27 protein-coding genes and 1 pseudogene are annotated in these 25,936 nt (G+C 52.3%); 10 read left to right on the top strand and 18 right to left on the bottom strand.

Annotated features, from left to right (window positions below; genetic code table 11):
- Window positions 1–33: 33 nt before the first annotated feature.
- Window positions 34–1,539 (bottom strand): ABC transporter ATP-binding protein, encoded by a 1,506-nt coding sequence (locus tag FGS84_RS05755; RefSeq protein WP_138306721.1) that lies wholly within the window; start codon window positions 1,537–1,539, stop codon window positions 34–36.
- A gap of 185 nt (window positions 1,540–1,724) precedes the next feature.
- Between FGS84_RS05755 and FGS84_RS05750 the strand changes: the two genes are divergently transcribed.
- Together FGS84_RS05750 and trxA are read left to right on the top strand one after the other, a co-directional pair.
- Window positions 1,725–2,231, top strand: coding sequence for a rhodanese-like domain-containing protein (locus tag FGS84_RS05750; protein ID WP_138306720.1), 507 nt, complete (start codon window positions 1,725–1,727; stop codon window positions 2,229–2,231).
- Window positions 2,232–2,362: 131 nt separating this feature from the next.
- Window positions 2,363–2,701: pseudogene (gene trxA / locus FGS84_RS05745) on the top strand (thioredoxin); the annotation flags it as partial.
- Window positions 2,702–2,771: 70 nt separating this feature from the next.
- Here trxA and FGS84_RS05740 read toward each other — a convergent pair.
- On the bottom strand, window positions 2,772–3,344 hold the full coding sequence (locus FGS84_RS05740) for an NUDIX hydrolase (protein ID WP_138306718.1): 573 nt from the start codon (window positions 3,342–3,344) through the stop codon (window positions 2,772–2,774).
- Between the two features lie 119 nt (window positions 3,345–3,463).
- On the opposite strand from FGS84_RS05740, the gene FGS84_RS05735 reads away from it, so the two are divergent.
- The 3 genes from FGS84_RS05735 (at window position 3,464) to FGS84_RS05725 (ending at window position 5,215) form a co-directional block, all read left to right on the top strand.
- Entirely contained in the window at window positions 3,464–3,712 is a 249-nt protein-coding gene (locus FGS84_RS05735; protein ID WP_138306717.1) for a 4Fe-4S binding protein, read from the top strand.
- A 13-nt stretch (window positions 3,713–3,725) separates the two neighbouring features.
- The gene (locus FGS84_RS05730) at window positions 3,726–4,397 is read left to right on the top strand and encodes a 4Fe-4S binding protein (RefSeq protein ID WP_347563801.1); all 672 of its coding nucleotides are present in this window, start codon (window positions 3,726–3,728) and stop codon (window positions 4,395–4,397) included.
- A 134-nt stretch (window positions 4,398–4,531) separates the two neighbouring features.
- Window positions 4,532–5,215 (top strand): Crp/Fnr family transcriptional regulator, encoded by a 684-nt coding sequence (locus tag FGS84_RS05725; RefSeq protein WP_138306715.1) that lies wholly within the window; start codon window positions 4,532–4,534, stop codon window positions 5,213–5,215.
- Window positions 5,216–5,240: 25 nt separating this feature from the next.
- On the opposite strand, the gene FGS84_RS05720 is transcribed toward FGS84_RS05725, so the two are convergent.
- Window positions 5,241–6,122: a LysR family transcriptional regulator gene (locus tag FGS84_RS05720; RefSeq protein ID WP_138306714.1), complete on the bottom strand. Its 882-nt coding sequence runs from the start codon at window positions 6,120–6,122 to the stop codon at window positions 5,241–5,243.
- 185 nt (window positions 6,123–6,307) lie between these two features.
- Here FGS84_RS05720 and FGS84_RS05715 point away from each other — a divergent pair, with 185 nt between their 5' ends.
- The 3 genes from FGS84_RS05715 to FGS84_RS05705 all read left to right on the top strand — a co-directional run bounded on the left by FGS84_RS05715 (window position 6,308) and on the right by FGS84_RS05705 (window position 8,928).
- Window positions 6,308–6,946, top strand: a complete 639-nt coding sequence (locus tag FGS84_RS05715; protein WP_138306713.1) for a chromate transporter — start codon at window positions 6,308–6,310, stop codon at window positions 6,944–6,946.
- Entirely contained in the window at window positions 6,943–7,521 is a 579-nt protein-coding gene (locus tag FGS84_RS05710) for a chromate transporter (protein WP_138306712.1), read from the top strand. Before FGS84_RS05715 ends, FGS84_RS05710 begins: the two co-directional genes overlap by 4 nt.
- Window positions 7,522–7,593: 72 nt before the next feature.
- The gene (locus FGS84_RS05705; RefSeq protein WP_138306711.1) at window positions 7,594–8,928 is read left to right on the top strand and encodes a Na+/H+ antiporter NhaC family protein; all 1,335 of its coding nucleotides are present in this window, start codon (window positions 7,594–7,596) and stop codon (window positions 8,926–8,928) included.
- A gap of 49 nt (window positions 8,929–8,977) precedes the next feature.
- On the opposite strand, the gene FGS84_RS05700 is transcribed toward FGS84_RS05705, so the two are convergent.
- On the bottom strand, window positions 8,978–9,364 hold the full coding sequence (locus FGS84_RS05700) for a cupin domain-containing protein (protein WP_138306710.1): 387 nt from the start codon (window positions 9,362–9,364) through the stop codon (window positions 8,978–8,980).
- A gap of 187 nt (window positions 9,365–9,551) precedes the next feature.
- On the opposite strand from FGS84_RS05700, the gene FGS84_RS05695 reads away from it, so the two are divergent.
- A complete protein-coding gene (locus FGS84_RS05695) occupies window positions 9,552–10,001 on the top strand; it encodes a GNAT family N-acetyltransferase (protein ID WP_138306709.1) in 450 nt (149 codons plus the stop codon).
- Between the two features lie 39 nt (window positions 10,002–10,040).
- On the opposite strand, the gene FGS84_RS05690 is transcribed toward FGS84_RS05695, so the two are convergent.
- From FGS84_RS05690 to FGS84_RS05640, 11 genes are all read right to left on the bottom strand, one after another.
- A complete protein-coding gene (locus FGS84_RS05690; protein WP_138306708.1) occupies window positions 10,041–10,640 on the bottom strand; it encodes a SprT family zinc-dependent metalloprotease in 600 nt (199 codons plus the stop codon).
- 39 nt (window positions 10,641–10,679) lie between these two features.
- Window positions 10,680–11,492: an ABC transporter permease gene (locus FGS84_RS05685; protein ID WP_138306707.1), complete on the bottom strand. Its 813-nt coding sequence runs from the start codon at window positions 11,490–11,492 to the stop codon at window positions 10,680–10,682.
- Window positions 11,493–11,511: 19 nt separating this feature from the next.
- Window positions 11,512–12,066 (bottom strand): dTDP-4-dehydrorhamnose 3,5-epimerase, encoded by a 555-nt coding sequence (gene rfbC / locus FGS84_RS05680; RefSeq protein WP_138306706.1) that lies wholly within the window; start codon window positions 12,064–12,066, stop codon window positions 11,512–11,514.
- Window positions 12,067–12,283: 217 nt separating this feature from the next.
- Entirely contained in the window at window positions 12,284–13,924 is a 1,641-nt protein-coding gene (locus tag FGS84_RS05675) for a DUF2142 domain-containing protein (RefSeq protein WP_138306705.1), read from the bottom strand.
- Window positions 13,914–14,393: a DUF2304 domain-containing protein gene (locus tag FGS84_RS05670; protein WP_138306704.1), complete on the bottom strand. Its 480-nt coding sequence runs from the start codon at window positions 14,391–14,393 to the stop codon at window positions 13,914–13,916. The genes FGS84_RS05675 and FGS84_RS05670 overlap by 11 nt, the downstream gene beginning before the upstream one ends.
- A 58-nt stretch (window positions 14,394–14,451) precedes the next feature.
- On the bottom strand, window positions 14,452–15,435 hold the full coding sequence (locus tag FGS84_RS05665; RefSeq protein WP_138306703.1) for a glycosyltransferase family 2 protein: 984 nt from the start codon (window positions 15,433–15,435) through the stop codon (window positions 14,452–14,454).
- Window positions 15,416–16,738: a lipopolysaccharide biosynthesis protein gene (locus tag FGS84_RS05660; RefSeq protein WP_138306702.1), complete on the bottom strand. Its 1,323-nt coding sequence runs from the start codon at window positions 16,736–16,738 to the stop codon at window positions 15,416–15,418. The genes FGS84_RS05665 and FGS84_RS05660 overlap by 20 nt, the downstream gene beginning before the upstream one ends.
- Before the next feature lie 40 nt (window positions 16,739–16,778).
- Window positions 16,779–17,465: a glycosyltransferase family 2 protein gene (locus FGS84_RS05655; protein WP_138306701.1), complete on the bottom strand. Its 687-nt coding sequence runs from the start codon at window positions 17,463–17,465 to the stop codon at window positions 16,779–16,781.
- Window positions 17,466–17,474: 9 nt separating this feature from the next.
- Window positions 17,475–18,590, bottom strand: a complete 1,116-nt coding sequence (locus FGS84_RS05650) for a DegT/DnrJ/EryC1/StrS family aminotransferase (protein ID WP_138306944.1) — start codon at window positions 18,588–18,590, stop codon at window positions 17,475–17,477.
- 74 nt (window positions 18,591–18,664) lie between these two features.
- Window positions 18,665–19,561, bottom strand: a complete 897-nt coding sequence (locus FGS84_RS05645; RefSeq protein WP_138306942.1) for a glycosyltransferase family 2 protein — start codon at window positions 19,559–19,561, stop codon at window positions 18,665–18,667.
- Between the two features lie 2 nt (window positions 19,562–19,563).
- Window positions 19,564–20,583 carry a glycosyltransferase family 8 protein gene (locus FGS84_RS05640; protein ID WP_138306700.1) on the bottom strand — a complete coding sequence of 340 codons (1,020 nt, stop codon included), beginning with the start codon at window positions 20,581–20,583 and terminating at the stop codon, window positions 19,564–19,566.
- 166 nt (window positions 20,584–20,749) lie between these two features.
- Here FGS84_RS05640 and FGS84_RS05635 point away from each other — a divergent pair, with 166 nt between their 5' ends.
- Entirely contained in the window at window positions 20,750–22,303 is a 1,554-nt protein-coding gene (locus FGS84_RS05635; protein ID WP_138306699.1) for a L,D-transpeptidase, read from the top strand.
- 55 nt (window positions 22,304–22,358) lie between these two features.
- Here FGS84_RS05635 and FGS84_RS05630 read toward each other — a convergent pair whose 3' ends face one another.
- The 3 genes from FGS84_RS05630 to FGS84_RS05620 form a co-directional block, all read right to left on the bottom strand.
- The gene (locus FGS84_RS05630; RefSeq protein WP_138306698.1) at window positions 22,359–23,348 is read right to left on the bottom strand and encodes a glycosyltransferase; all 990 of its coding nucleotides are present in this window, start codon (window positions 23,346–23,348) and stop codon (window positions 22,359–22,361) included.
- 16 nt (window positions 23,349–23,364) lie between these two features.
- Window positions 23,365–24,333, bottom strand: coding sequence for an ATP-grasp domain-containing protein (locus FGS84_RS05625; protein ID WP_138306697.1), 969 nt, complete (start codon window positions 24,331–24,333; stop codon window positions 23,365–23,367).
- 100 nt (window positions 24,334–24,433) lie between these two features.
- The gene (locus FGS84_RS05620) at window positions 24,434–25,885 is read right to left on the bottom strand and encodes a lipopolysaccharide biosynthesis protein (RefSeq protein ID WP_138306696.1); all 1,452 of its coding nucleotides are present in this window, start codon (window positions 25,883–25,885) and stop codon (window positions 24,434–24,436) included.
- Window positions 25,886–25,936: the final 51 nt, after the last annotated feature.

Raw genomic sequence — 25,936 nt, 5'->3', positions numbered from 1 at the left:
TCATCTAGGCCTCCGTCATTTCAGCTCCGTCATCTAGGCCTCCGCCATTTCGGCCTCCACCTTCTCAGCCGTCACCTGGGACTCCATGTCATACACCCCAACTGTGTTCTTATTGGAAATAACCGTAATATTGGTCACATTGTAAAGGCGGTGATACACCACATGCTCACCCTGCTCAAATCCGGTGCAGCTCATGCTCAGCAGATATTCCCCGCCCTGGAGTGTCATTTTCTGTGTAAATTCCACCACATACTCATCCCCGCGCTTCACAGGCTTAATGTCAGCCCCTTCAAACATGGTGTTGGTGCCGGTAAGCTCCGTACCCTTTTTATCCTTTATGGTGTAGGTGAAAATAGGGGACTGTATCTCCGTATTAAAATGAATCCGTTCTTTTATGGTAAACATCTCCCCTTTTAACAAAAGATTGGTGATATTTCCCCTCTCGTCAAAAAGACCCAGGTCCACAATCTCGGCCCGGCCGTCCCCGTATTCTGTGCGGTCATAATTAATAGTCAGCTGGTCCTTCATGAAACGGCTTCCCTCTAATCCCATACCGCCGGAAAAATCAGACATCTCCACATCTCTGCTGTCGGATACGCCTGATTCCTGTCCGGCTGTCTTAGGGCCGCCTGACTCTGTCCCGCCATGGTTTCGGCCGTTTTTCTGTTCTTCCCTTCCTTCTGCGTTATGGTCCGGACCGTCTCCGTTATCATCCAGTCCATTTCCGCCAGGCAGCCCCTCTCTCTGCTGTCTCTCCCGTTCCAATTCCGCCTTTAAGGCATCCAGCTGTCCGGCCAGAATCTTCTTATACATATCCACTACGCGGCCCGCAGGACCTTCTGCGATAAATTCCCCCTTGTTCAGCAGCACAACCCGGTCACAGTATTTGATGATGCTTCCCATATCGTGGGTCACCATAAGAATAGTGGTCCCCTTCTGGCGGATTTCTTCCATTCTGCGGTAACATTTTGACTGGAAGAACACGTCGCCCACCGAAAGGGCCTCATCCACAATGAGGATTTCCGGGTCTACATTGATGGCCAACGCAAAAGCCAGCCGTACAAACATACCGCTGGAATAAGTCTTCACCGGCTGGTACACAAAATCCCCGATTTCCGCAAATTCCAGGATATCCTGAAGCTTGGCGTCCATCTCTTTTTTCGTGTAACCCATCATGGTGCCGTTCATATATATATTTTCAATGCCTGTATAATCCATGTTGAATCCAGCTCCCAGCTCCAAAAGAGCAGATATCTTGCCGTCCACCTTTACCTCCCCGGTGGTAGGGGTGAGAACCCCGGTAATGATTTTTAAAATGGTGGACTTGCCGGAACCATTGGTGCCGATGATTCCCACGGTTTCCCCCTTCCTTACCCGGAAGGAAAGCTGGTTCAGCGCGTAAAAATCCCGGTGGTAATTCTTATGGGAAATACTCATGGATTCCTTCAGACGGTCAATGGGCTTCTCATATAATCTATATACCTTGGTCACATCTGCAACGTCTATGGCATATTTATTGTCCTGTTCTTTCACTGACATAACATTCTCCATCTCTATGCATACTTCTCCACTTTAGGCATAAGTATAGCATACAATGCAGGATTTTTATACCTCAAACCATATTTTTCAAAAAAAGTTAAGAATCCCCTTGACATATACAACTGTATATATTATAGTTACAGTATGAACTGTATACGATTTAATTACAGAATAGGAGGAAACACATGAAAGGTACGATTTTTACGGCTGTCCTTATATGCAGCGCCATACTGGCAGCCTGCAGCCCCGCTGCCCCCAGGGAAGCCATTGCTTCTACACAAAGCCCGTCTCAGGCCGCCGCAGAAGAACAGGCTGCTTCCGGCATGGCGGAACAAAGGCAGTCATCTGCTGAGTCTGCTTCCCCTGATTCCGATGAGAATGCATACCATAAAATTACTGCCGGGGAAGCAAAGCAGATGATGGACCAGGGAAATGTTACGATAGTGGATGTACGCACAGCGGAAGAATACGCGGACGGACACATACCCGGCTCCATTCTGGTTCCTGTGGAGTCCATAGGAGATACGAAACCGGAGGCACTTCCCGACACAGAGGCAGTCCTTTTAGTACACTGCCGCACAGGCATCCGCAGCAAGCGGGCTTCGGACCAGCTGGTGGAATTGGGATATAAGCATGTATACGATTTTGGCGGAATTGTGGACTGGCCCTATGAGACAGTGAAAGAAAACTGACTTATATTAGAAAAGCTTAATACTGATAGTTTATATATAAGATTAAAGAATGAATGTTCGGTGACTTTTATCACATAACTCAAGTACAAAATGTGGTATCCTATAACTAATAGAGCAAAACACAAAAAAGAGAAAACCAGGAGGAAATAACAATGGAATTGAAACATTTAAATAAGGATGAATTTGAGCAGGCTGTCAATGCCGGTGATGAGCTGGTGGTTGTGGATTTCTTTGCAACCTGGTGCGGCCCCTGTAAGATGCTGGGTCCGGTGGTAGAGCGGGCAGCAGACAAATTTTCAGACGTACATTTTTATAAAGTGGATATTGACGAGGAAATGGACCTGGCGGCCCGTTTCCAGGTTATGAGCGTTCCCACCCTTATCTATTTCAAGCGGGGCGAGGTATTATCCAAATCAGTTGGTCTGGTTTCACCGTCAGATATTGATAATGAAATCAGCAAATTAAAATAATAAGCCATCACACACTTTTTTGCATCCCCTTTTTGGCAGGCCGGTTCCTTACATGGACCCGGCCTGTGTTTTATCCCTGTTCTTTTAACTTTCCATTAAGCTTGGCATAAATCCGTTCACGTATCCATGGCTCAGTAGATGCCCTGAGTGAATCCTCCAGACCAAACCAGGCCACACCGCTGTTTTCATCTGCCTTTGAAAACAGGGCATCGTTCTCATCCGCCTCCAGCAGATAGGTCACATTCAGATGCAGGTGGGACCCCACATATTCCCCCCGTTTCACATGCCCGTCCACGGTCAGAACCTCCAGGCTGTAGATGCTTTCAGATACCGGCCGCACCATGGCAAGCCCGCTTTCTTCCTTCACTTCCCTCACAGCCACTTCCAGCAGGTCCTGCTCATTGTCCGCATGTCCTCCCAGCCATGACCAGGATTTGTAGATATTGTGATATACCATCAGAACCTTTGTCCGGCCGGAATTGACCACCCATGCAGAAGCCGTCATGTGAGCCAGACCGTTCCCTCGGTCAAATATGTCATCTTCCTCCCTCAGGCATTTTAGAATTATCCGGCGGTCTGCCTCCTCCTGTTCATTATACGGACAGTACTCCTCTATCTGCCTAACTAGCTCTGTGCGGTCCATCCCGATTTTTCCTCCTTCCAACAATATGTATGTTCCGGCGCCTGTGTGACCCGGGTCACCGAAACCATTTCCGCTTTATGATATCCTTAATACATCAATCAATTATGAGGTGTTTTATTATGAAGCATTTATCCAAAAATCTTGCCTGTGTGGATGCCGGGGCCTGCGTGGCCTGCGGCTGCTGCCTTAAGGTATGTCCCCGCCAGGCTATTTCCGTGTTTAAGGGTTCCTTCGCCGTGGTAAACCAGGACGCCTGCGTGGGATGCGGGCTCTGCGCAAAGGAATGTCCGGCCAGTGTAATATCCATCCTGCCCCGCAGTCCGCAGGATTACGAATCAGTCCATACAGGAGGAAACTGCCATGAATAAGTCAGCCTTAAAAATCAAAAAACACTGGTATGATTACCTTTGGATTGCATCCCTGCTTTATCTGTTCCTGGGCTTCTTCAACATCATGTTTGCATGGCTGGGCCTGATTTGTTTCCTGGTACCGCTGGGCATCTCCATTGCCACCGGCTCCAAGCTTTACTGCAACCGCTACTGCGGCAGGGGACAGCTGTTTTCCATTCTTGGCCGTAAACTCCACCTGTCTTCCAACCGGGAGATGCCCAGATGGATGAAGTCCAAAGCCTTCCGCTATGGTTTCCTTGTATTCTTCCTGGTTATGTTCTGCCAGATGCTCTTTAATACCTACCTGGTGTTCAGGGGAACATCCGGCTTAAAACAGGCCGTCACATTGCTCTGGACCTTCCGTCTGCCCTGGCAGCACGCCTACCGCAGCACAGGACTGCCCCTGTGGACCGCCCAGTTTGCCTTTGGGTTTTACAGCGTCATGCTGACCTCCACTATCCTGGGCATGGCCACCATGGCGCTGTTCCGTCCCCGCTCCTGGTGTGTCTATTGTCCCATGGGGACCATGACCCAGATGATATGCAGGGCAAAGGCAGGCGGCTGTTCCGCTGCAGCTTCCCAAGGCGGCTGTTCCGGGTGCAGCTCCGCCGAATGCGGGACCTCCGGGTGCAGCTCCATTCCGTCAAATGACCACTTTGCGTAACCCGTTCCCCCACTGCCGGCAGGTCCACCTTACCGTTTCAGCCTTTGACAAAATACAGGAAATTGTCTACACTATAAGAATATATATAATTACACCCTGTATTTAACCCAAACCGTAAGGAGGCCCTGTCCGCCATGAACCGTACAGACCGCAGCATCACAGAAACCCTGAGAACAAGCTACCCCTTCTGGGAAAAACTTACCGATTCCCAGAGGGAGCAGCTTAAAACCAGTTCTTTTATCCGGGATTATGGGCCCGGAAGCTTTGTACACAGCCGTTCGGAGGAATGCCTGGGCATTCTGATAGTATTGTCCGGGCAGCTGCGCACCTATATACAATCCGAGGAAGGCCGGGAAGTCACCCTGTTCCGTCTGGGGCCAGGCGAGGTATGCACCCTGTCCGCCGCCTGCATGATGCAGGAAATCACCTTTGATATCTTCATTGAGTCCATTGGCAGTTCCGCCCTTCTCATCACCAGCGCCTCCGGTATCCGCCGTCTCATGGAGGCAAATATATATGCGGAGAACTACATCTACCGCCAGACCGCCGAACGTTTCTCCGACGTCATGTGGTCCATGGGCCAGCTTCTCTTTTCCAGCTTCGACAAACGGCTGGCCGCTTATCTGGCGGATGAACAGATAAAACTGGGCTCTGATGTGATTTCCACCACCCATGAACAGATAGCCAAGAACCTGGGCACTGCCAGGGAAGTGGTGTCCCGTATGCTCAAATATTTTGAAAAAGAGGGCCTGGTCGCCCTTGGCCGGGGAACCATTACCATAAAAAATATATCCGGCCTGAAAAAACTGCTGTCCTGAAATACCTGCAGCCCTTATGCACCGTCTATTCCATATCCCCCTCCTTGCACAGCTCCATCAGTGTCCTGGCGCTTTGGGGCAGGAATTTATTCTTGTGGTAAATCACCGAAAACTTCCGGTTCAGGGCAAGTCCCTGTATCCTAAACTCAGCCAGCTCCCCGTCCTGTATGGCCTGGCGCACCAGGAAATAAGGCAGGATGGAGATGCCCAGCCCTGCCTTCACCCCCTGGAGGATTACCTGGTTGCTGGCGCTCTGCCATATGGGCCGGACATTCAATTCCTGCGCTGCCAGAATACCGTCAAATATCTCCCTTCCAGCACTCCCCTTTTCCCGTAAAATGAAATCCTGGTTTCTTACCTCTGCCAGCTCCTCCAGGGTCTTTCCCGCAAATTCATGGCCGGCCGGACATATAAAGGCCAGCCGGTCCCCCTCAAAGCTTTCGCTCAGTATAAAGGGGCTGTGAGCCGCCCCTTCTATAATTCCCACATCAATCTCATTGTCCAGAATCTGCTGTTCAATGGTTCCTGAATTGGCAATAAATGCCTCTACCTCCAGGGCAGGATACTGCTGTTTCAGTCTCTTGATGTATCCGGACAGCAGATAGGTCCCTATGGTGATGCTGGTTCCCACCTTAAGCCGTCCTATGGCGTCCCCGTCCCGTACTCCCTGCTCCATCTCATCCAAAAGGTCTATGATATGCCTGGCATACTGCAGGGCCCTGCGGCCATTATCCGTCAGGTACAGCTTGCGGGAAATACGGTCAAACAGCTTTACCCCGTAGTATTCCTCCATCTCCGAGATGGCCAGGCTGATGGACGGCTGGGCAATGAAAAGCTGGGATGCCGCAGCCGTCATACTGCCTGTCTCACATACGGTGACAAATATTTTCAGATGGCGAAGTGTCATGGTCCTCTTTTCCTGAACCCCATACGGCCGGCAGCGGATGCAGCCTTAAAATTAGCCATATGGTTCATCTATAATAAATTTATAATACTTATTATTTAATTATAGTATTTTACATATGTATTTTCAAGCTGTATAGTATATAGAGGAAAAAACAAATACATTTGTATCGTTAGGAGGATACCGTCATGGTAGTTAACATAAAATCAGGAAACCATGCCTCATCCGGGGTACCGGGACACGGGGGCAGCCGCAGTTCCCTTCTGGTCAAACTATTTCTTTCAACCTTGTACCTGAGCGCCTTTACCTTTGGAGGCGGTTACGTCATTGTCACGTTAATGAAGAAAAAATTTGTGGATGAATACCATTGGATTGATGAACAGGAGATGCTGGACCTGGTGGCCATTGCCCAGTCCTCCCCCGGCGCCATTGCAGTCAACGGCGCCATTGTGGTGGGCTATAAGCTGGCCGGAATGACAGGCGTACTGACCACGGTCATTGCCACCGTCATCCCTCCCTTTACCATACTTACCCTGATTTCCTTCTGCTACGCGGCTTTCCGTTCCAATCTTTTTGTGGGATGGATGTTAAACGGAATGCAGGCCGGAGTGGGCGCTGTCATTGCCCAGGTGGTCTGGGAGATGGGCAGCGGCATTGTAAAAGACAGGCAGTGGATATCCGTCCTGATTATGGCTGCGGCCTTTATGGCCAATTATGTGTATAATGTCAATGTTGTCCTGATTATCCTTTTGTGCGCCGCCATAGGCGTGGTTCGGACTCTTTCTTCTGAGCGCGGGAAAAAAGGAACAGAAGGAGGTGCCCAATGATTTACCTTCAATTGTTTTTAAGCTTTCTCCAGATTGGAGCATTCAGCTTCGGAGGCGGATATGCTGCCATGCCTCTGATTCAGAATCAGGTGGTAACTCTCCATGGCTGGCTGAACCTGGCTGAATTTACAGACCTGGTCACTATTTCCCAGATGACTCCCGGTCCCATTGCCATCAATGCAGCCACCTTCGTGGGCACCCGCATCGCCGGAACGCCCGGAGCCCTGGCAGCCACTGTCGGCTGTGTCCTTCCATCCTGTATCCTGGTCACGCTTCTTGCAAAAATTTACCTCAAATACAGGGATTTAAGCCTGATTCAGGGCGTCCTCAAATCCCTGCGCCCTGCCGTAGTAGCCATGATTGGGGCAGCCGGCGTCAGCATACTGGTCACTGCCTTCTGGGGACTGAACGGATTTTCCCCTGAACTAGGCGCCCTGAACCTGCGTTCCGTCTGTATCTTCCTGGGAGCCATGATACTGCTCATACGTTTTAAAATGAATCCCATCCTGGTGATGGTGCTGTCAGGACTGGCTGAAACAGCCTGTCAGCTGGCAATGCGGGCAATGCAATATTAGTCCCCATTGACTTTAAGGGGATTCCGATATAGAATCGAGTCAGTAAATCAGACAAAATTCCGGGAGGATTCCATGTTGGCGGAATGTATTACACTTGGATTATTTCTGGCAGGTCTTGGACTCTGCATTTTTACGGGCATACAGATTCTGTATGCCCTGTTGTTCGGCCTGTTCTGTTTTTCTGTCTACTGTCTGTGGAAGGGATATTTGGTAAGGGAAACCTGCGCCATGTTGTGGGAAGGCATTTCCCAGGTGCAGAATATCCTTATTATTTTTGCTTTTATAGGGGGCCTGACCGCTGTCTGGCGAATCTGCGGCACCATACCCTATATTCTCTACCATGCGGTCGGTCTGATAAACCCTAAATATTTCGTGCTCTGCACCTTTCTCCTGTGTTCTGCCATGTCCTTCCTCACAGGTACCTCCTTTGGCACGGCCAGTACCATGGGAGTCATCTGTATGCTCATTTCTAATGCAGCCGGCCTCAGTCCCCTTCTTACAGGGGGCGCCATTCTCTCCGGCAGCTTTTTCGGGGACCGCTGTTCCCCCATGTCATCCAGCGCCCAGCTGATATGCAGCCTGACCAGGACAGACATTTATCTGAACATGAAGCTGATGTGCCGCAGCAGTGCTGTTCCCTTAGCCCTGACCTGTCTCCTGTACGTGGTTCTGGCCTCGGGTTCCGGTGCTCCGGTGGATAAGGGGCTCACGGACTTGTTCAGGGCGAATTTTTCCCTCCACTGGTCTTCCATGCTTCCGGCTGTCCTGATTCTGGTTCTGGCTCTGCTCCATGTGGACGTAAAATATGCCATGGCAGCCAGCATAACAGCCGGCGCCGCAGTATCCCTGATTATCCAGGGAACCTCCCCGCTGGTCCTGCTCCGCTGCCTCTTAAACGGATATGAAGCAGAGGCCGGGACACGTCTGGCCCAGCTGTTAAACGGCGGCGGCATACGCTCCATGGTAAAGGTGGGCGTCATCGTGCTCATATCAGCCTCCTACTCCGGAATCTTTTCACATACCTGCCTGCTGTCCGGTATAAAGCATGCGCTTTTACGGTCTGCCCGGCGTTTCACTCCCTTCGGCACGGTTCTTCTGACCTCGGTTCTCTCCTGTGCGGTCAGCTGCAACCAAAGCCTGGCCGCCATACTTACCTGTCAGATGTGCGGCGGACTTTATCCCCAAAAAGAAAAGCTGGCCCTCGCTCTGGAGGACACAGCCATTCTCATTGCAGCCCTGATTCCCTGGGGCATTGCCGGCACTGTGCCTGTGGCCGCCATCGGCGCTCCCATGGAATGTATGTTTTTTGCTTGTTACCTGTATCTGGTTCCTGTATGGAACCTGCTGTCCGCCCTTTACCATGACCGGACGCGTACCGAGAGGACTGCGTCCATATCTTCCTCCTAACATACATATTCCGGCGTCTCAAGAGGATAGAGGCTCAAATTCCCATAGCCTACCTGCTCACAACCGCCTTGTCACTCTTTATCATTTCCCTTTTGTCCCTGCCCTCAGGGACAAACCGGAACACCACAAATTCCACATCCTCATCGGTCTCGTTGGCAAAGGTGTGGACTGAGTTCCCCACCCGTACTATCTCCTGCTCATGGACCCTTCTTGTCCTCTCCTCCCCATCCTCCAGCCACCGGCAGGTCAGCACTCCCCTAGTTATGAGAAGGCACTCATCAATCAGGGTATGATAATGCCATTCCTGTGTGCTTGCCGGTGTGATTCGGTTCAGGTGAATCTCGGATTCCTCAAAAATATGGTAACTCACATGGGTTCCATTTGGCTTATCTACGGTTATGGCATCTTCCATGCCTGAAAAACTGATTGGCCCCATAGGCTGGCATCCTCCTTTTCCCTCCGTCTCAACGGTTATCTCCAGTTTACCGCCTTCGGGCACACGCGTCAATCCTTTCCCTGCTTTCCGCCTGTCCCCGGACAATCGCCCTGTACTCATCCTCCCAATCATGCTATAATAAACATGCCTTAACACACAAAAAACAATCAGAACAGGGGAATCCGCCATGGAAATTATTCAAGTAAAAGAAAACAAAAAGAAATACCTGGACCTGCTCCTGCTGGCAGATGAACAGGAGGATATGGTTGACCGCTACCTGGAGCGGGGCGATATGTTTGTGCTGTCAGACGGTTCTGTCCGGGCAGAATGTGTGGTGACAAACGAAGGTCCGGGCACATATGAGCTTAAAAATATAGCGACAGCCCCCCTGTTCCAGAGACAGGGATACGGCCGCCGCCTGATTGAATATCTTTTTAACCATTATCCGGATTTGCAGACCCTCTATGTGGGAACCGGGGACAGCCCTCTCTCCCTGGACTTTTATCATGCCTGCGGTTTTAAAGATTCCCACCGGGTGGAACGCTTCTTTACCGACAACTACGACCATCCCATCATTGAGGCCGGCATCCAGCTGGTGGACATGGTCTATCTGAAACGGGAACGCGTCCGGGACTGACTGCATAAACCGGAATTGTTATAATTGTTATTTAAGCCTCTAAACCTGGCTTCCAAATTCCTTCAGCCACTTTCTCCGGGCCTTATAATCCGGCAGGATTCGTTCCACCTCAGCCCAGAACCGCTGTGAATGGTTCGTCTCTTTTCGGTGGGCCAGCTCGTGCACCACCACATAATCCAGTATCTCCGGAGGCATGAGCACCAGCTTCCAGTGAAAACTCAGATTTCCCTGGGCGCTGCAGCTGCCCCAGCGGGTCTTGGCTGCCCGCACAGCTATACGGCTGTAATCCACTCCCATGCGCTCTGCAAAATAGGCGCAACGGTTCTCCAGCAGCTTCCCCGCCTTCCTGCGGTAAAGCTTTTCCAGCTCAGGGTCCTTCTCATAGTCCCGGACCGGTCTGGTTTCCTCCTGCCTGCGCCTCTCCATAATCATAAACCATTTCTGCACAATCCAGTCCTGGCGCTCCTTTATGAAGTCCGTCACATACTGGTTGGGAATACGCGCAGGCACCCTGGCGTACACATGGCCGTCCGCCTTGATTTCCAATCCAATGGTGCGCCGTTTGGAGTAGACCACCTCCACGGGAATGATTCCCTCCTGGTCCCCATGGCGCCAGCTAATCTCCACTTTCTGTATCATAAAACGCTCCTCACCATCCCGGAGCACAAACTGCCGTTCCTACAGGACATCGGAAAAATGAGGCCGGAGACGCTTGAACATCTTAAGGCCCAGCAAAAGCACTGCCGCGGTAAATCCCCAGTAATAAAGGGTCAGGGTGGGCCGTTCCCAGAACCAGTTTCCTGTAAGCATGGTATCCCTGTACCCGGCCACCACGTAATAAAAAGGATTCAGCTTAAACAGCACCTCCACCCATTTTCCCGCTCCGGTAAACATGGATTCATGGTACATGATGGGAGTCATCCAGATACCGAACTGGAGACAGATGCTCACAATCTGCGCCATATCCTTAAAAAACACATTGACCGCGCTGGTAAAGAACCCAAATCCCAGAGCCAGCAGGGAGGCCGCCAGGGAATAATAAACCAGCTGAAACCATATGAGGGAAGGCCTCCTGCCTATTATCAGATACATACCAAACATGATGACCACGAAAAAGGCGTGGACCAGCAGACAGGATATGAGCTTGATGATTGGCAGTATTTCCACCTTGAACACCACCTTTTTCACCAGATAGTTGTACTCCTGGAGACAGTTGGTTATGCTGTTGACGGATTCGCTGAAAAAGAACCAGGGCACAATGCCGGGCACCAGCCACTCCACGTATGTGAACCCCTCAATGGGAGGCGGGGATTTAAATCCCATTCCGAATACAACTGCGTAGATGCTGACCGTCACAATGGGCTGTATGAACATCCACACCACCCCAAAGTAAGAGCCCACAAAACGTTTCCTGAAATCAGCCTTGCCCAAATCCCATATAAGCTTCCGTTTTCCTATAATCTCTTTCATCAGAGAAAGCACATAATTCATATAAGTAAATTCCTTTTCATCAGAACTTGAAGGTATCCTTAAGACCGCTCCACTTTCTGTCCTTATCCGATATAATCAGCTGCATATCCGGTTGGATGGGCCAGTCCACCCCAATCTCAGGGTCGCTCCACAGCAGGCCGCCCTCATCACCCGGATGATAGAAGTCCGTACATTTGTAGGCAAATTCCGCTTCATCGGACAGTACCAGGAATCCGTGGGCAAAGCCTTCCGGTATATAAAACTGTTTCTTATTCTCAGCGGAAAGGATGACGCCGAACCATTTTCCGTAGGTTTCGGAATCAGAACGCAAATCCACTGCCACATCGTAGACAGTGCCCCGCACCACTCTTACCAGCTTGCCCTGGGGATACTGCTTCTGGAAATGCAGCCCTCTCAGAACGCCCTTAACGGACATAGACTGGTTGTCCTGTACAAACACCATGTCAAGACCTGCTTCCCTGAAATCATTCTGGTTGTAGGTCTCCACAAAATATCCTCTCTCATCCTTAAAAACCGTTGGTTCAATCACATACAGCCCCTTGATGTCGCAGGGGGTTACCATAATCTTTCCCATAACTCCATTCGCTCCTTTTTTATTATCAAACACGCCTGACCGGTTCATTGGCATTTATCAGGCGTTATCCACATCCATCTGGCAATTCTATCACTTTATCCACTGACTGGCAAGTCCTTATGCACCTGCGGACTGCCAAAGTCCAATGCCCAATCCCGCATAGCCGCTGTATGGACCGCAGGAAATACGGGCCATGACGGTACTCCTGACAGCCTCTTCACACCCGCAGGCATACCAGGCTGAACAGACGCAGCACCACGTAGATATCCATGGCCGCCATGGCAAACAGCAGACCCCTGTCATCCCAGTCCGTCCGCACCACCTTGTCATTTTTCAGGGTAATAAGGAAAATGGGGAGCAGCGGAAGCAGATACCTGCCCTGGACTCCCTTTATGACATTGGAACTCACCGGCGTCCATGCCAGCAGCATGGAGAACATCAGCGCCCCCAGGCACACCAGGCAGAGAAACCAAATCCACAGACGGCCCTTCCACCGGATAAAAATGCTCTCTCCCGGTTTTCGCAGCGCCAGCATCACCAATATGGCTGTCAGCCCCAGTATAACCGCATAGGGAGTGTTGAGCACTGCATCCATGTTTCCCAGCGCCCCTCCAATCATGCCGGAATAGAGCTGTTCTCCCTGCCAGGCCAGGGTATTGTAACACATCTTAAGGACCAGCACAGGACTGTGAAGCAGCTGCCCGAAGGTATACCCTGTTTCCTCTGCCCAGGCTACATATCCCTGGTCAGCCTGGGTGTAAAGGGACACAGTCCTGTGGTTCACCACTGCCATGGCTGCTGCAAATGCTCCCAGCACCGAGGCAGCGGACAGACTCCATTTTCCCCATCCCCCGAACTTCCTCACAGGAATCAGGAGACAGTAACCCGCTATAACGCCATATACCATCTTACATGGTCCCATCACTGCCATCACCAGGGCCAGGGCAGCCACATCCCCCACTCGTACCCGCTCCGCCTTATAAGCCAAATCAAGGCAGACCGCAGCAAAGTACCCGCTGAGCGCTATAATCATTACATCGTAGGAAAAGGAGGCTGCCAGATGAAGCGTCATGGGAAGCAGGGCTGCACCAGCCGCCACTTCCTTTCCAAAGGGCATCCTGCGTATGGTCAGGCACCCCATGGCGGTGAAGAACACCAGGTTGAACAGGCGTCCCAGAAACAGCAGGCCCAGCCCGCCCAGGCCCAGTACCCTTCCCAGGGCAATCCCCAGGGCCTGGGGCACATAGGCCAGGGGCGTGGTGCGCACCGGCATCTGGTATGACAGGACGGTCCCGTCCTCACCGGTGCTTCCCAGCCCCCGTTCCTTCATGGTCCGGTATGTTCCCTCATCCAGCTTCTGCCCCAAAACCACAGCCGCGGTCTTGCTGTCAGCCATGGATTCATAGTCCATAACCCCTGTCAGGTCCTCAATAAAGACATCCTGGGACCGGATAAATACCCGCTCATCCTCTGCCCTGGCTGTCCTGCCCATCAGATAGCTGGAGAGCTGGTAAGAACTGATATAATGGCTCACCTCATCCGGAGCCGACAGGGGAGGGAGCACCACCATATACATGAGGCCGATTCCCATAGCTGCCGCCGGAAATATCCGGGCCAGTCCATACTCCCGCCGCACCAGAAACAGGTATCCCACTGCCGCCAGCACCAGAAGGGCGAAAACCATCAGCCCTGCGTACCAGCCGTAGAGGAAGCGGTCCCCTGTCTCCAGGACGCCGGCCCTGACATCTGTAAAATGCCACAGTCCCAGGGCAAGAACCCCGCAGGAGCCTCCCAGCCAGACAGCAAGGGTATGGCCGCGCAGCATTCCTGATTTACTCCCCGCCTTCTTACCTGCCATCTGCTTCCTCCCCGCCTGTTTTCCCTGTACTCACGTTTCTTCCTCCGGTTTCCCCCCTGCACATATCTCCCTTGCAGTCCCTGCCAGCCAGTTCCTCCTGTTCCAGGAATCTCTGTATCCTGCGCTCCAGTTCCTCCCTGTCCTTCTGGTCCAGTGCAATGCGCTGCACCAGCTCCTTCTGCCTGCTTTCCATCTGGGACATCTGAAGGGTCATGCCAAATACCTTTACAATCAGCAGAAAAATCATGAACAGGAACAGGAAATTGGGCGTGGAATAAATTCCCAGCAAATGGGCGCAGGCATCCGCCACAGCCGGAAACAGTGAGAACACCACCAGTATCAGGGCCATGATAACCCAAAACAGCGCTGCCTCAATCTGTACCTTAGCCTGCCGAATCTTCCGCATCATAAAAGCCATAGTCAATATAGAGACTATAACCAGAATCACTCTGAAAATCATTGTCATCATAGGATGAATCCCTGCCTTCTTTTGTTATTTCCCAGATACTGCATTCTCCGGCATACGGCTACTTCCAGTACTCCTTGTTCATGCTGCAGGCCGCGGCCAGCTTCACAGGCAGGAAACGGTAGCACCTGCCCAGACGGTAGCCCGCATATTTGAATCCGCTTTTTACAATCAGACCGGGCACCAGCCATGGACGGCGGTGGGACACAAGATAACGGGCTGTCTGCCTGACCAGACGGATTCCCTCGCCCTCTGAGCGGATGCCCCCAAAGACCTCCGGATGGTCTGCCTGGGACACAGCCAGGTCGAAATTACGGTGGAACTGGGCTGTACACCCATAATTGTGGGAATGGATAACCCTGGCCTCCGCCACATATGCCACAGCGTAATCATCCTGCAGCACTGCCTTCCCTGCAAATATCATATCTTCATTAAATATAGTCTTACTGATAAAACCGCCCTGGAACCAGAACTTTTCCCTGTCATAGGCGCAGCATACGTTGGAGGCAAAAAAAGTCTTGATGCCCAGCCGCCCCAGGTCCTCCTTGGTCTTGATGCAGCTCTCCTCCGGATAATTAAAGGACCGGGTATAGCGCTCCGCCATGGCGCAGTCCTTATCCGGCAGCTGTCTGGCATAGGCCATGATAACCGATTCCCCGCCGGGCCCTCTCTTTTTAAAGGCAGCGGTCAGGTTCTCAATCAGCCTTTCATCCGCCGGAACCGCATCATCTGTCATGAACACCATAATATCCGCCCTGCTGTAGCGGGCTCCCCTGTTTCTGGTGGCGCCGTGGTCAAACTCCTCCTTGGACAGATGATGCACTTCCAGATTGGCGATTCCCTCAAAGCCCTTATCATTCCAGTAGGACTGCTCTGTATTCATAACAATAATCTTACCTATGGGATAAGTCTGCATGGAAAGCATCTTCAAAAGCCTGGAGAACTTCTTTCCCGGCTTGTAGGTGGGTATGATTACATCCACCCGCAGCCCATGCCTTCTCTCCCGGACATCCGTCGCCTCAGTATTACGTGTTACTTCCTCCATTACCGGCATTCTCCTTTTTCTCACTCTGATAGGCGCCCGCCGTATGCAGGCCGAAACCCATCACTAATCCCATCATAAGCAGCAGATAGCAGCCTGCCGCCCCATTAATCCCAAATTTTGATACCAGAAAGCCGGATAATACCGCAGCCGCAGCCGCAGCCGCCAGATATACGGTGAATATCGCTTTCTGCCTGCGCATGATTACAAGGGCATAGTACATCAGGTTGGCCAGGGCATAGAAGCCGCCTCCCAGCACGATGATGATGAAAGCCCCGAAATAGCTGACCAGCCTTCCCTCATAACCGCTTCCAAGAATCATCTCCATTACGGACAGCACCCATCTTCCCAGAACAGCAGTGGCTCCCACTGCCAATACCGTAAGTCCCAGAATAATGGCGCCGATGTGCATAAGCTCCTTTTTAAAGCAGTCATAGTCCTTTCCGGTCCACAAATCCGTAAGCCTGGTCAGAAAGGGCCGGATTACAAAGTTGGCTACCATATAAATAACAGAGGTAGGCATAAAAATCAAGTTAAAATATCCCGACGCAGCGTTGTTCATCCTGGCGTCAATGGCATATTTGGCCGCGGAGAACACATAAAAGTCCAGAAACGCTGATATGAACAGGAATAAGGTGCTCCTAAACAGCCTTCCAGTCTTTCTCTCCCCCTTGTCCCAGTCCACTGCAGGCAGGGCGTGGATGACATCCAGATTGAACAGCGCGATTCCCACGGCCTGGGCAGCCACCGCAGCCAGACAGGATAACAAAAGATGCTCAAATGCAGCCAGCGTCACCAGAAATACGCTGACCGAGAAAAGGGTACGGAAAAAATTGGATTTTCCCGTCAGATACAGGCTTCCCTGCCGCTGGAACTCCGACTCATATACATCAGCATACCCATCTATTACCTTGTATATGACAAGCAAAATGAGAATCATGCATTTGTCCGCTGTGTAGCGCCCCATGCCGTGCATGAAGGTGAGGAATAGGGCCCCTGCTGCCAGGGCCATGACACAGGTGATATTCCTGTGCTCCAGGTAATCCCCGAAGGAATACTCGCCTGTCCCGTCCGTAATCTGGAAGGGGCGGATGCCAAAATAGGCCACTATGAACATCTGCTGTCCCAGAGTGGAAAATCCAAAGGAAAATATGCCTCCCTGGTCATCTCCCACCACCCGTATGACCAGAAAAGACAGAACCATGCTGGCCAATGCATAGACAAAACTCCCTGCAATATTCCAGACCACGTTCTGCCGTCCGATATCCGTTCCTTTATATAGTAAATGTTTTGTCAGATTTTTCATGATGTTCTCCAAGCTCCGGGGATGAATTTTCAAACAGGCCCTAGCGTTTCCTGAAATTCTGAATCATAAGGATGGAAATCAGCATCCTGGCCATATAGTGAACGGCTGTCAGCGGCTTTAAGTAGCTCTCTCCCTCCAGCCTTTCATCAATGGTCACCTGCAGTTCCGCCACCCTGGCTCCCTGTTTAATCAGAAAAGAAACCGTGTCCGGCTCCGGCCCGTAATTCAGGTTAAGGGCAAATTCCTCTATCATTTTACGGTTGAACATGCGCATACCCGAAGTGGGGTCCGTCACCCTGGTGCCTGTGGTGAGCCGGATGGCGCCGCCTATGATTCTGCTTCCAATCATCCTGGCCGACCATCCCTTTTTCTCCGACACAAACCGGGAGCCGATGACAATGTCATACCCCTCCTCCATCTTCTGTCTCATGGCCTCAATATACTCCGGCCTGTGCTGTCCGTCCCCGTCAAACTGGATGGCGTAGCGGTACCCCTTCCTGTAGGCGTATTTCATTCCTGCCTGAAAGCAGCCTGCCAGTCCCAGATTCACAGGCAGGTCCAGAAGGTTATATCCCCTTTCCCTGCAGATTCCGGCTGTGCTGTCCCTGGAACCGTCGTTCACCACCACATAATCCAGCTGGGGAAAGCCCCGGACCAGGTCCTCCACCACCCGCTGTATGTTCTTTTCCTCGTTATAAGCCGGTATCACCAGCAGTACCTTATCCATGTTCGTCTCCTACATTCCCCTGATGATGCCGCAGATACGGTCCACATCCTCCGGAGCCAGGTCAGCGTAGCACGGCAGCGTCAGCACCCGGTCCGCCACATAGGCTGCCACCGGCGTGTCCTTGGAGGAAAACCTGCCCTCATAGCACTGGAAATCATTAATCAGGGGATAAAAATATTTCCTGGGGTATATTCTGTGCCCGGCCAGGCAGTCGTATACCTGGTCCCGGCCGGCCTTAAATCCTTCGAACAGCACAGGGAAATAGGCGTAATTGGGCGTAAGCCCTTCTTTGAACGAGGGCAGCCTGATGCCCGGTACGCCTGAAAGGCCGGATAAATAGCGCTCCACCACCAGCCTGCGCTTTTCTATCTCCTGATTCAGGTGATGCAGGTTGCAGAGCCCCATGGCTGCCTGGAATTCGTTCATCTTGGCGTTTCCGCCCACCCAGACCACATGTTCCTGGTCCACAATCCCGAAGTTCTTAAGACAGTTCAGGCGGTGCTCCATCCAGTCCTCCTGAAAGGTCACTGCGCCTCCCTCAATGGAGTTGAACACCTTGGTGGCATGAAAACTGAAGATACTTGCATCCCCAAACTCAGCCACGCTTTTCCCTTTATACCGTTCCCCAAAGGTATGGGCTGCATCGTATATCACCTTCAGCCCGTGTTTCCTGGCTATGGCCTCAATCCGCTCCACATCGCACAGATTTCCGTACACATGGACCGGTATGATGGCCGAGGTCTTATCCGTAATCAGGGATTCAATTTTTTCCGCATCCATGGTGTAATCCGTGGGATTGATGTCGCAGAACACCGGAGTCAGGTTGTTGCGCACAATGGCGTGGGTGGTGGATGCAAAGCTGAAGGGGGTGGTAATCACCTCCCCAGTAAGTTCAAGGGCCTGAATGGCCATCTCCAGGGCCATGTGCCCGTTTACAAACAGCACCATGTTCCGGATGCCCATGTACTCCTTGAGCTCCTGTTCCAGCTGTTTGTGAAAATCTCCCATATTGGTCAGCCAGGCGCTGTCCCATATGGGTTTTATCATCTCTATATATTCTTCGTAAGAAGGAAGGGAGGACCGGGTAACCAGTATCTCCTTCTCTTTATCTTCCTGTCCGTTCATAGGTCGTTTCGTCCTTTCCTGTATGCCGTCCCGCATTCCGTAGCCGGCTGCCGCGCCGTTCCATCCCCGGCGCCCTACCACCGCATCCTGCACACCACGGTCAGGAACCACACCTCTGCCAGGATAAATCCCAAAATAATCCTGGCCGCAGCCATACCGGCGGGTCCGGTTCCCAGATACTCCTTATAATAGTACAGCTTGCTCCGGTGGAGCAGTCTCTGCTTATCCACGATTCGTTTAAAGCTTTTATCAATGCTGACAGAATGGGCGTGGACATAGGACTGGTCTGTTGCCAGCACGGTCTTAAGCCCCATTTTCCTGAACTTCTGTCCCAGCACCTTCTCTTCATAATACAAAAAGATGCGTTTGTCAAATACTTCTTTTATTTCTCCCGGCGTGAGAAGGCCTGTTTTCAGCATAAAAAAGGACCCGGGAACCGCATCCACCAGGCGGCAGTCCTCATCCCCGGCATTTGGAAGCCTGTAGGCAGGCGTATTCAGCATGCCCTTAAACAGACGTCTGGTGACCAGCCCCGTATCCAGCAGGTCCTTCCACAGAGGCAGAAGGGTCCAGTAAGAAAACAGCTCCCTTCCCTGGGGGTCCTTCACCCTGGCCGAGGCAGCCACTGCGTCCCGGGTCCTGTCCAGAGCCTCCTTTACCCGCCCAATGCACCGGGGCGTCACATGGATGTCCGGATTGGCAATGATGACATAGTCCGCCTCCAGATAGCCTGCGGCGTAATTGATTCCCTCCTGGTTGCCCATACCGTAGCCGCCGTTTTGTTCCATGCGCAGCGCATGTACCTTTCCGCTGCCGTTCAGGGCTTGAAGGCGCTCCCATGAATCATCGGATGAATGGTTGTCCACCACCACCACGGAGTCCAGACACTCATAGTCCTTAACCTCCTCCACCAGGGACAGGGTGGTGGCCCAGTCATTATAGTTCAATATAATCATGCTTATCTTATCCATCGTCATTTTCCGCTTCCGGAGGCCTTCTGCTTCCTGCGGCTGTCCACCAGCCTCATGCCCAGCCTGCGGCTTATCCACAGCCTGAAAGCAGGGCACATAAGGCTCACATGGTTAAATACCCACCACATGTGCATGTACAGCCTCTTTCCCTCCTGTTTTGGGGTTCCCTTCCAGGGAGTCTTATCCAGATAATACTCGTAGAGTTTTCTGAAATGGTTGTGGTTTCCGGCTATCCAGGGCCTCTCATCCCCCAGATAATGGATGATGACAGGAGACATTCCCGCCTGCCTGTACCCATCCTCTCCCACCTCCCGGTAGGCCCTGCACATGGACACCAGTGTCCTGTACCTGAAATACCGGTAATTGGTAAAATAATTATATCGGACCGGCAGCGTCATGATTCTGCCTCTCAGAGCGCCGTTAATGGTATCCTGGTCACAGGCAAACAGGCTGCCCTGATGGCTTTTGTAAAATTCCAGCAGCTGCCCCAGCACATCCTGGTCCCTCCACGCCTCCAGGTCCATGAGCAGAACACCGGAATTGTAATAAGGCTCATCCTTCCCCATGCCGATGGATTCCTTCATCTCCCTGTAAACCGTTGGCTCCATCACCATGCCTAGCAGATGGTTTCCAAGCTCTGTCCCATACAGGGGGCGGATGCTTCCGTTGACAATGGTATCACAGTCCAGATACAATGCCTTCCTCACGTATTCCGGCAGCACCGCAGGGGCAAAGAGGCGGCCCATGGCGCTTATGTCAAATCCCCTGGTATCCACCTCGTAATCAAACCGTTCCCTCAGATTGCCCAGCTCCGCCACATGAAGGCTGCGGCAAAACTCCCCGGCAACCGAGGCCAGACGTTCCAGACACCCTTTGCTCATTCCCACGGACAGGATATATATGTCCATCCGGGGGATGTTCCTGTTGTGGTCCAGAAGGGAATAAAGGGAGGCTGCCAGATGTCTGGCATACCCGTCGTTGGACGCATATATGATATTAACAGTTTCTGTATTCCAATCCATATTATGGCACCTATTTCTTACATTCTCTAGTCTTTCTAAGGTCATTTTGTTTACAATTTTACATTATAGCAGGTAAAAAGTAAATCACATCTGGAATTTTCCTGCCAAATATGATAGATTAAGACATGTATGGTAATCTATATAAAAATTCAGGAGGATGTTACGAATGAATAAGTTAACGAAGCGTGCTGTCGCAGCCCTTCTGTCCGGACTTCTGGTCTTAGGTCAGGCCGGACCCGCACTGGCCGCGCAGGATGATTCTAATTATGGTCCGGCTTTTTCCACAAAAGTCGAACAGACCTCCCCTGGTTCTTCAGACGGCCAGAGTGGGGACGGGCAGGGTTCCGGCCCGCAGGCAGTGGCCCCTGCCAACGCAGCCCCGGCAGAACAGTCCGATGGGGGCGGCGCTGCAGCAGACGGCAGCACCGCCGAGGCAGCAGCCGGCACGGACGGCGTGTCCTCAGCCGCCACGGACCAGAATGCGGCACAGGCAGCCGATGACTCGGCACAGGCCGACGCAGAGGCAGCCGCAGCAGCACAGTTTGCGGCAGAGGAGGCAGCCAGACAGGCAGCAGCCAACACACCCTATGTCCAGATTCAGGTACTCCGTCCGGATACCACATGGACTGACCCCGTGGTGGGCGACACCCCGGTGGAGTCAGAACAGGGCTTCCGTTCCATGTCCGTCTATCTGAACAACATCGTGGGCGACATCCTTTACAGGACATATACAAGCGCACATGGCTGGAGTGACTGGGCCATGAACGGCGGCCACACAACGGTATGGGATGACGGCGCCCTGGTAGAAGCCATCCAGATGCGTTTTATGGGCTTTGTGGGCAACACATTTGATATTTACTACTGCACGACCCTGAACGATGGGACCGAGTTAAACTGGGCGCGCAACAGCGCAACCGCAGGAACCATGGGTACAGGAAAGGTGCTGAAGGGCTTCAGGGTCTCCCTCTGGGGCAAGGGCGTGGAAGGCGCCGCCTACAACATGGAGAAACCATTGGAGGCAGCATTCCCGGACGGAATCCAGGTTGTGGACGGCGCAGTGGCATACAGCAGCGGCACCGGCGTTCCCTTTACCGGATGGGCCTGGAATGACAGGGACCGCTACTACTTTGTGAACAATGCGCCTGTAACAGGCTGGCAGTACATAGACGGTTTCAAGTATTACTTTGACGAGACCGGCAAGCTGCTGACTGATTTGGAACCGATTGTGGGCAACAGCGGCCCATTCCTCATCAGCATCAACAAGCAGATGAACTGTATGACCATCTTTGCACAGGACGGCGCCAACGGCTTCATCATCCCGGTAAAGACCTATCTTACCTCTACGGGACCTGATACGCCCATTGGAACCTTCCAGACTCCGGCCAAGTACCGGTGGCGTGATATGAACCACGGAATTTTCACCCAGTACGCAACGCGTATCTACAAGGGTTTCCTGATTCACTCCATCCTGTACAGCCGTCCGGACCCCATGACTCTGGACCCGCTGACCTATAACTATCTGGGAATCGCAGAGTCAGCAGGCTGTGTACGCCTCCTTTCCGGAGATGCCAAGTGGGTATATGACAACTGTGCCCTGGGCACCACGGTGACCATTTACAACTCGCCTAAGGCAGGTCCTTATGACCGGCCGGCCATCGAGTGGGTGATTCCGGGCGACCAGCATTGGGACCCCACAGACCCTCTCTTTGCCCAGCAGTAATTATAAACAAGTAATCAAACATACAGCCAAAATGGCGGGGAACCGTTCATTGGAATCACTTTCCAATGAACGCCTTCCTCGCCATTTCATATACTGCCGGCATGGTGTGCTCAAATCTCAGAAAGAACCGCATCCTGGGCGTAAGCTCTTTATAATACCTTCTGTATCCGGGATTGAATATTTCCTCAAACCGCTTGGTGTTCACCATTGTCTGGTAATAAGTCCTGCGGGAAGCGCTCTCTGCCGCTACCTTAAACCTGCCTCCCGTGGCCCTGTCAAACTGCTCATAAGTACGCTTCATGCGCTCACAGTAGACCCTCTGCTTTCCCTCGTAGTCCCCGTTCTTTCCCTCCACTGTCCAGGAACCGGCCACGCCTACCCGGTAAGCGCTCATGGGCTCATCGAAATAATAACCATACCCATTTGCAGCCGCAATCAGCTGGATGGGCGTGTCTCCCACGGGACAGTCCACATAGTAATCAGGCAGCTCTTTTACCAGCCGGGCCGGAAAGGCCATGGACGACATGGCGTAGCCCGAAGGCTTGTCGATGATTTCCTCCGGCGGCAGGATGCGGCTCTCCCTGTACGGCCTCATCTGCCCCTCTGTCAGCGCCTTTCCCACCAAATCTATCCTGGCGCTGTGGATACACAGAGTACAGTCAGGATGGGACTCCATATAATCCACCTGCTTCTGCAGTTTGTCCGGGGACAGGAAATAGTCGTCCCCATCGCACATAAAAATATACTTTCCCCTGGCCCTGGGAAAATTAAAGGCCCCGCTGATATTGTCGATACCCTGTGAATACTGGTTTTCAGTCTGAATCAGCGGCTTTACCTGGTCCGGATACCTGGCCGCGTATTCCCGGATGATATCGCTGGTTCCATCCGTAGACGCATCGTCATGGACCAGTATCTCAAATGCAAAATCCGTCTTCTGCATCAGAAAGCTGTCCAGGGCCGTCCTGATATAATTCCCATGATTGAATGTGACACAGTTGATGCTGGCCATTATGTTTGTATTTCCGGTTTCCATCCCGTCTCCCATGTCCTGTACCGCCTTCCTATGGTTCCACCCTGGTAATATATTCCTCGTATTTCCTGGCAATATACATGCCCTTGACACACTCAGCCAGTTCTATTTCCTGTCCCTCAAAGCAGCGCAGATGGTTTGTCACACAATCATATCCCGCCAGACAGGAAAACTCCACACCGCCGGAAAACCTGGGGTTGCACTCCAGCATGTGGCAGACGCCGTCCTGGTCCTCTATAAATTCCATGTTCACGCATCCCCTGACTCCCAGTAATCCTGCAATGGCCCGGCACTGTTCTTCCAGCTGCGGGTTTCTGAATACCAGGACAGAGGTTCCCGCGCCGTTGGGGGTCCGAAGAAGCTCCCTGCGGCAGACGGCCGCGCACGCCTCCTGCTCCGGACTGCGCACCACATCCACCGTTACCACCGTTCCCTTTATCATGGGCTGGACGATGTAGCCAGAGGGGTCTGTTTCCTGCAGGAACCCTTCCATCTCGCGGCGGGAACCCACAAACTTAAGTCCCTGGCTGCTTCTCCCGTTATAGGGCTTGCACACGGCCGGATACCGGATTTCGTCCAGGCAGGCATCCTCCAGGCGCCTGGTAGGTATGGCAATCCCCTCCATATGCGCCTCCAGGTATTGGTACAGTTCCATCTTGTCGCGGCACAGGCCGATGCATGCCCTGTCCGACATGCATAAGATAACATCCATCTCACCGAATTCCGCACGGTGGAGGTTGAACACATCAATCTCCGCATCTGTCAGGGGAATGACGGCCTCTGCCCCTTCCTTCCGGCATATGGTCATCATCGCTTCCATAAACCGCTCTGTATCCGTTGCATAGGGAACCTGATAAAACACATCCACATTCCCGGCATCTGCAATCCATTCCCTGGGATATACATCGCAGCCTATGACCCGGATTCCATTTTCCCTGCATTTCCTGATGACGATATCAGCCGAAAAAGACCCTATAGCTGTCACAACCACTGTCCTCATTTTGCATTCCTCCTGATTGCTCTTTTTAATCCCTTTTCTTAATCCCTCTTTTTGATTGCTTTCCTCTCAACCGCTGCCATACCGGCCTCTCTCTTCCCGCTTACTTCCTTCCGGGCAGCCTGTCCCTTGCCAGACCCCTGATATAACGGAACACCTCCAGTCCCAGGACCCAGGACACCAGCGTGTACACCGCCGCCCCAAAGAAAATCTGCATTCCCAGTCCCAGCCATCCCGCGGGAACATGCCTTCCCGCCGCCATAACCGCTGCGGCCATAAGGATTGAAACAGCCACCGAGGGAATGATATCCCTCCACTGTTCCAAAATGCTGTAGTTAAGCAGCCGCTTATTGGGCCAAGCATTGATAAAGGTGCACAGGAAATCCGCCGCAGCCTTAAGAGCTACCAGCACCAGGGGATTATAGCGTATGCCCACCACCAGCACTGCCAGTCCCACCATCTTTTTCAAAATCTCCAGTTTAAGGAATATGTCACTGCGGCCCATGGCGTTCAGCGCCTGGAGATTGGCAATGTGTATGGGCCAGAAGGAATAGGCTATGCACATGATTTGCAGGAACGGAACACAGGGCAGCCACTTTTCTCCCAGCAGCAGCAGAACCATGGGGCGGGCCACCGCTATGAGTCCGGCCATCATGGGCAGCACCAGATAGGAGCTGACCGTGATGGCCCTGCGCAGCATGGACTTTACCCGCTCCGGCTCGTCCTGGCTGGCTGACAGTACTGGCAGCATCACGGACTGGATGGCGGCTCCCAGGTTGCTGACAATCAGCTTGGGGAACTGTTCTCCCCTGTTATAATTGCCCAGCATTGACTCGTTATAAATCCTGCCAATCACAAGCCCGTATATATTGTTGTACACCGTGTCCAGCAGGGAGGCGCACAGCAGTTTCCATCCAAAGGCGAACATGGTTTTAATCCGCAGAAAGCTGAACATAAGGCGGGGCTTCCAGCTGATGCTCATAAATAAAATCAGCATGTAAAAAAAATAATACCCAATCTGCTGCCATACCAGAGCCCATACCCCCAGGCCCCTGAAGGCCATGAATATGCTGATGGCCCCGGAAATCATGGATGCCGCAAAGGAAGAAATGAACAGTCCCTTGAATTCCATGTTTCTGGACACATAGGCATTCTGTATGGAGATTACCCCTCCCGGAAACAGGACCACGGCCAGTACCCGCACCAGGGCCGTCATCTCCTGGTTGTGATAAAAGTAAGCAATGCCTGGCGCTGCCAGAAACAGCACCAGGTAAATGACAGCGGATACAGCCATGTTAAAGAAGAATACCGAAGAAAAATCCGTGTCATCCACCTTCCGCTTCTGAATCAGCGCAGTGCTGAAGCCATTCTGCACCAGCACATTGGCAATGGTGACAAATATGAGTATCACGCCTACCACACCGTACTCTTCCGGCGAGAGCAGGCGCGCCAGTATGATGGAAACCAGAAACTGGACGCCCTGGGCGCCTCCGTTTTCCATCAACTTCCAGAACAGGCCGTTTAGGACCTTTGTCGTTGTCTGTTTTTCACTCAATCCCTGTTTTCCTTCCTTTCTTTCCGGAACCGCATAACAGCCTGATTCCCC

Origin of the sequence: Clostridium sp. 1001271st1 H5 (assembly GCF_005845215.1) — a bacterium.
Classification (GTDB): domain Bacteria; phylum Bacillota; class Clostridia; order Lachnospirales; family Lachnospiraceae; genus Enterocloster.
Note: the sequence above shows the minus strand (reverse complement) of the source record. Positions and strands in the feature narration are given on the sequence as shown.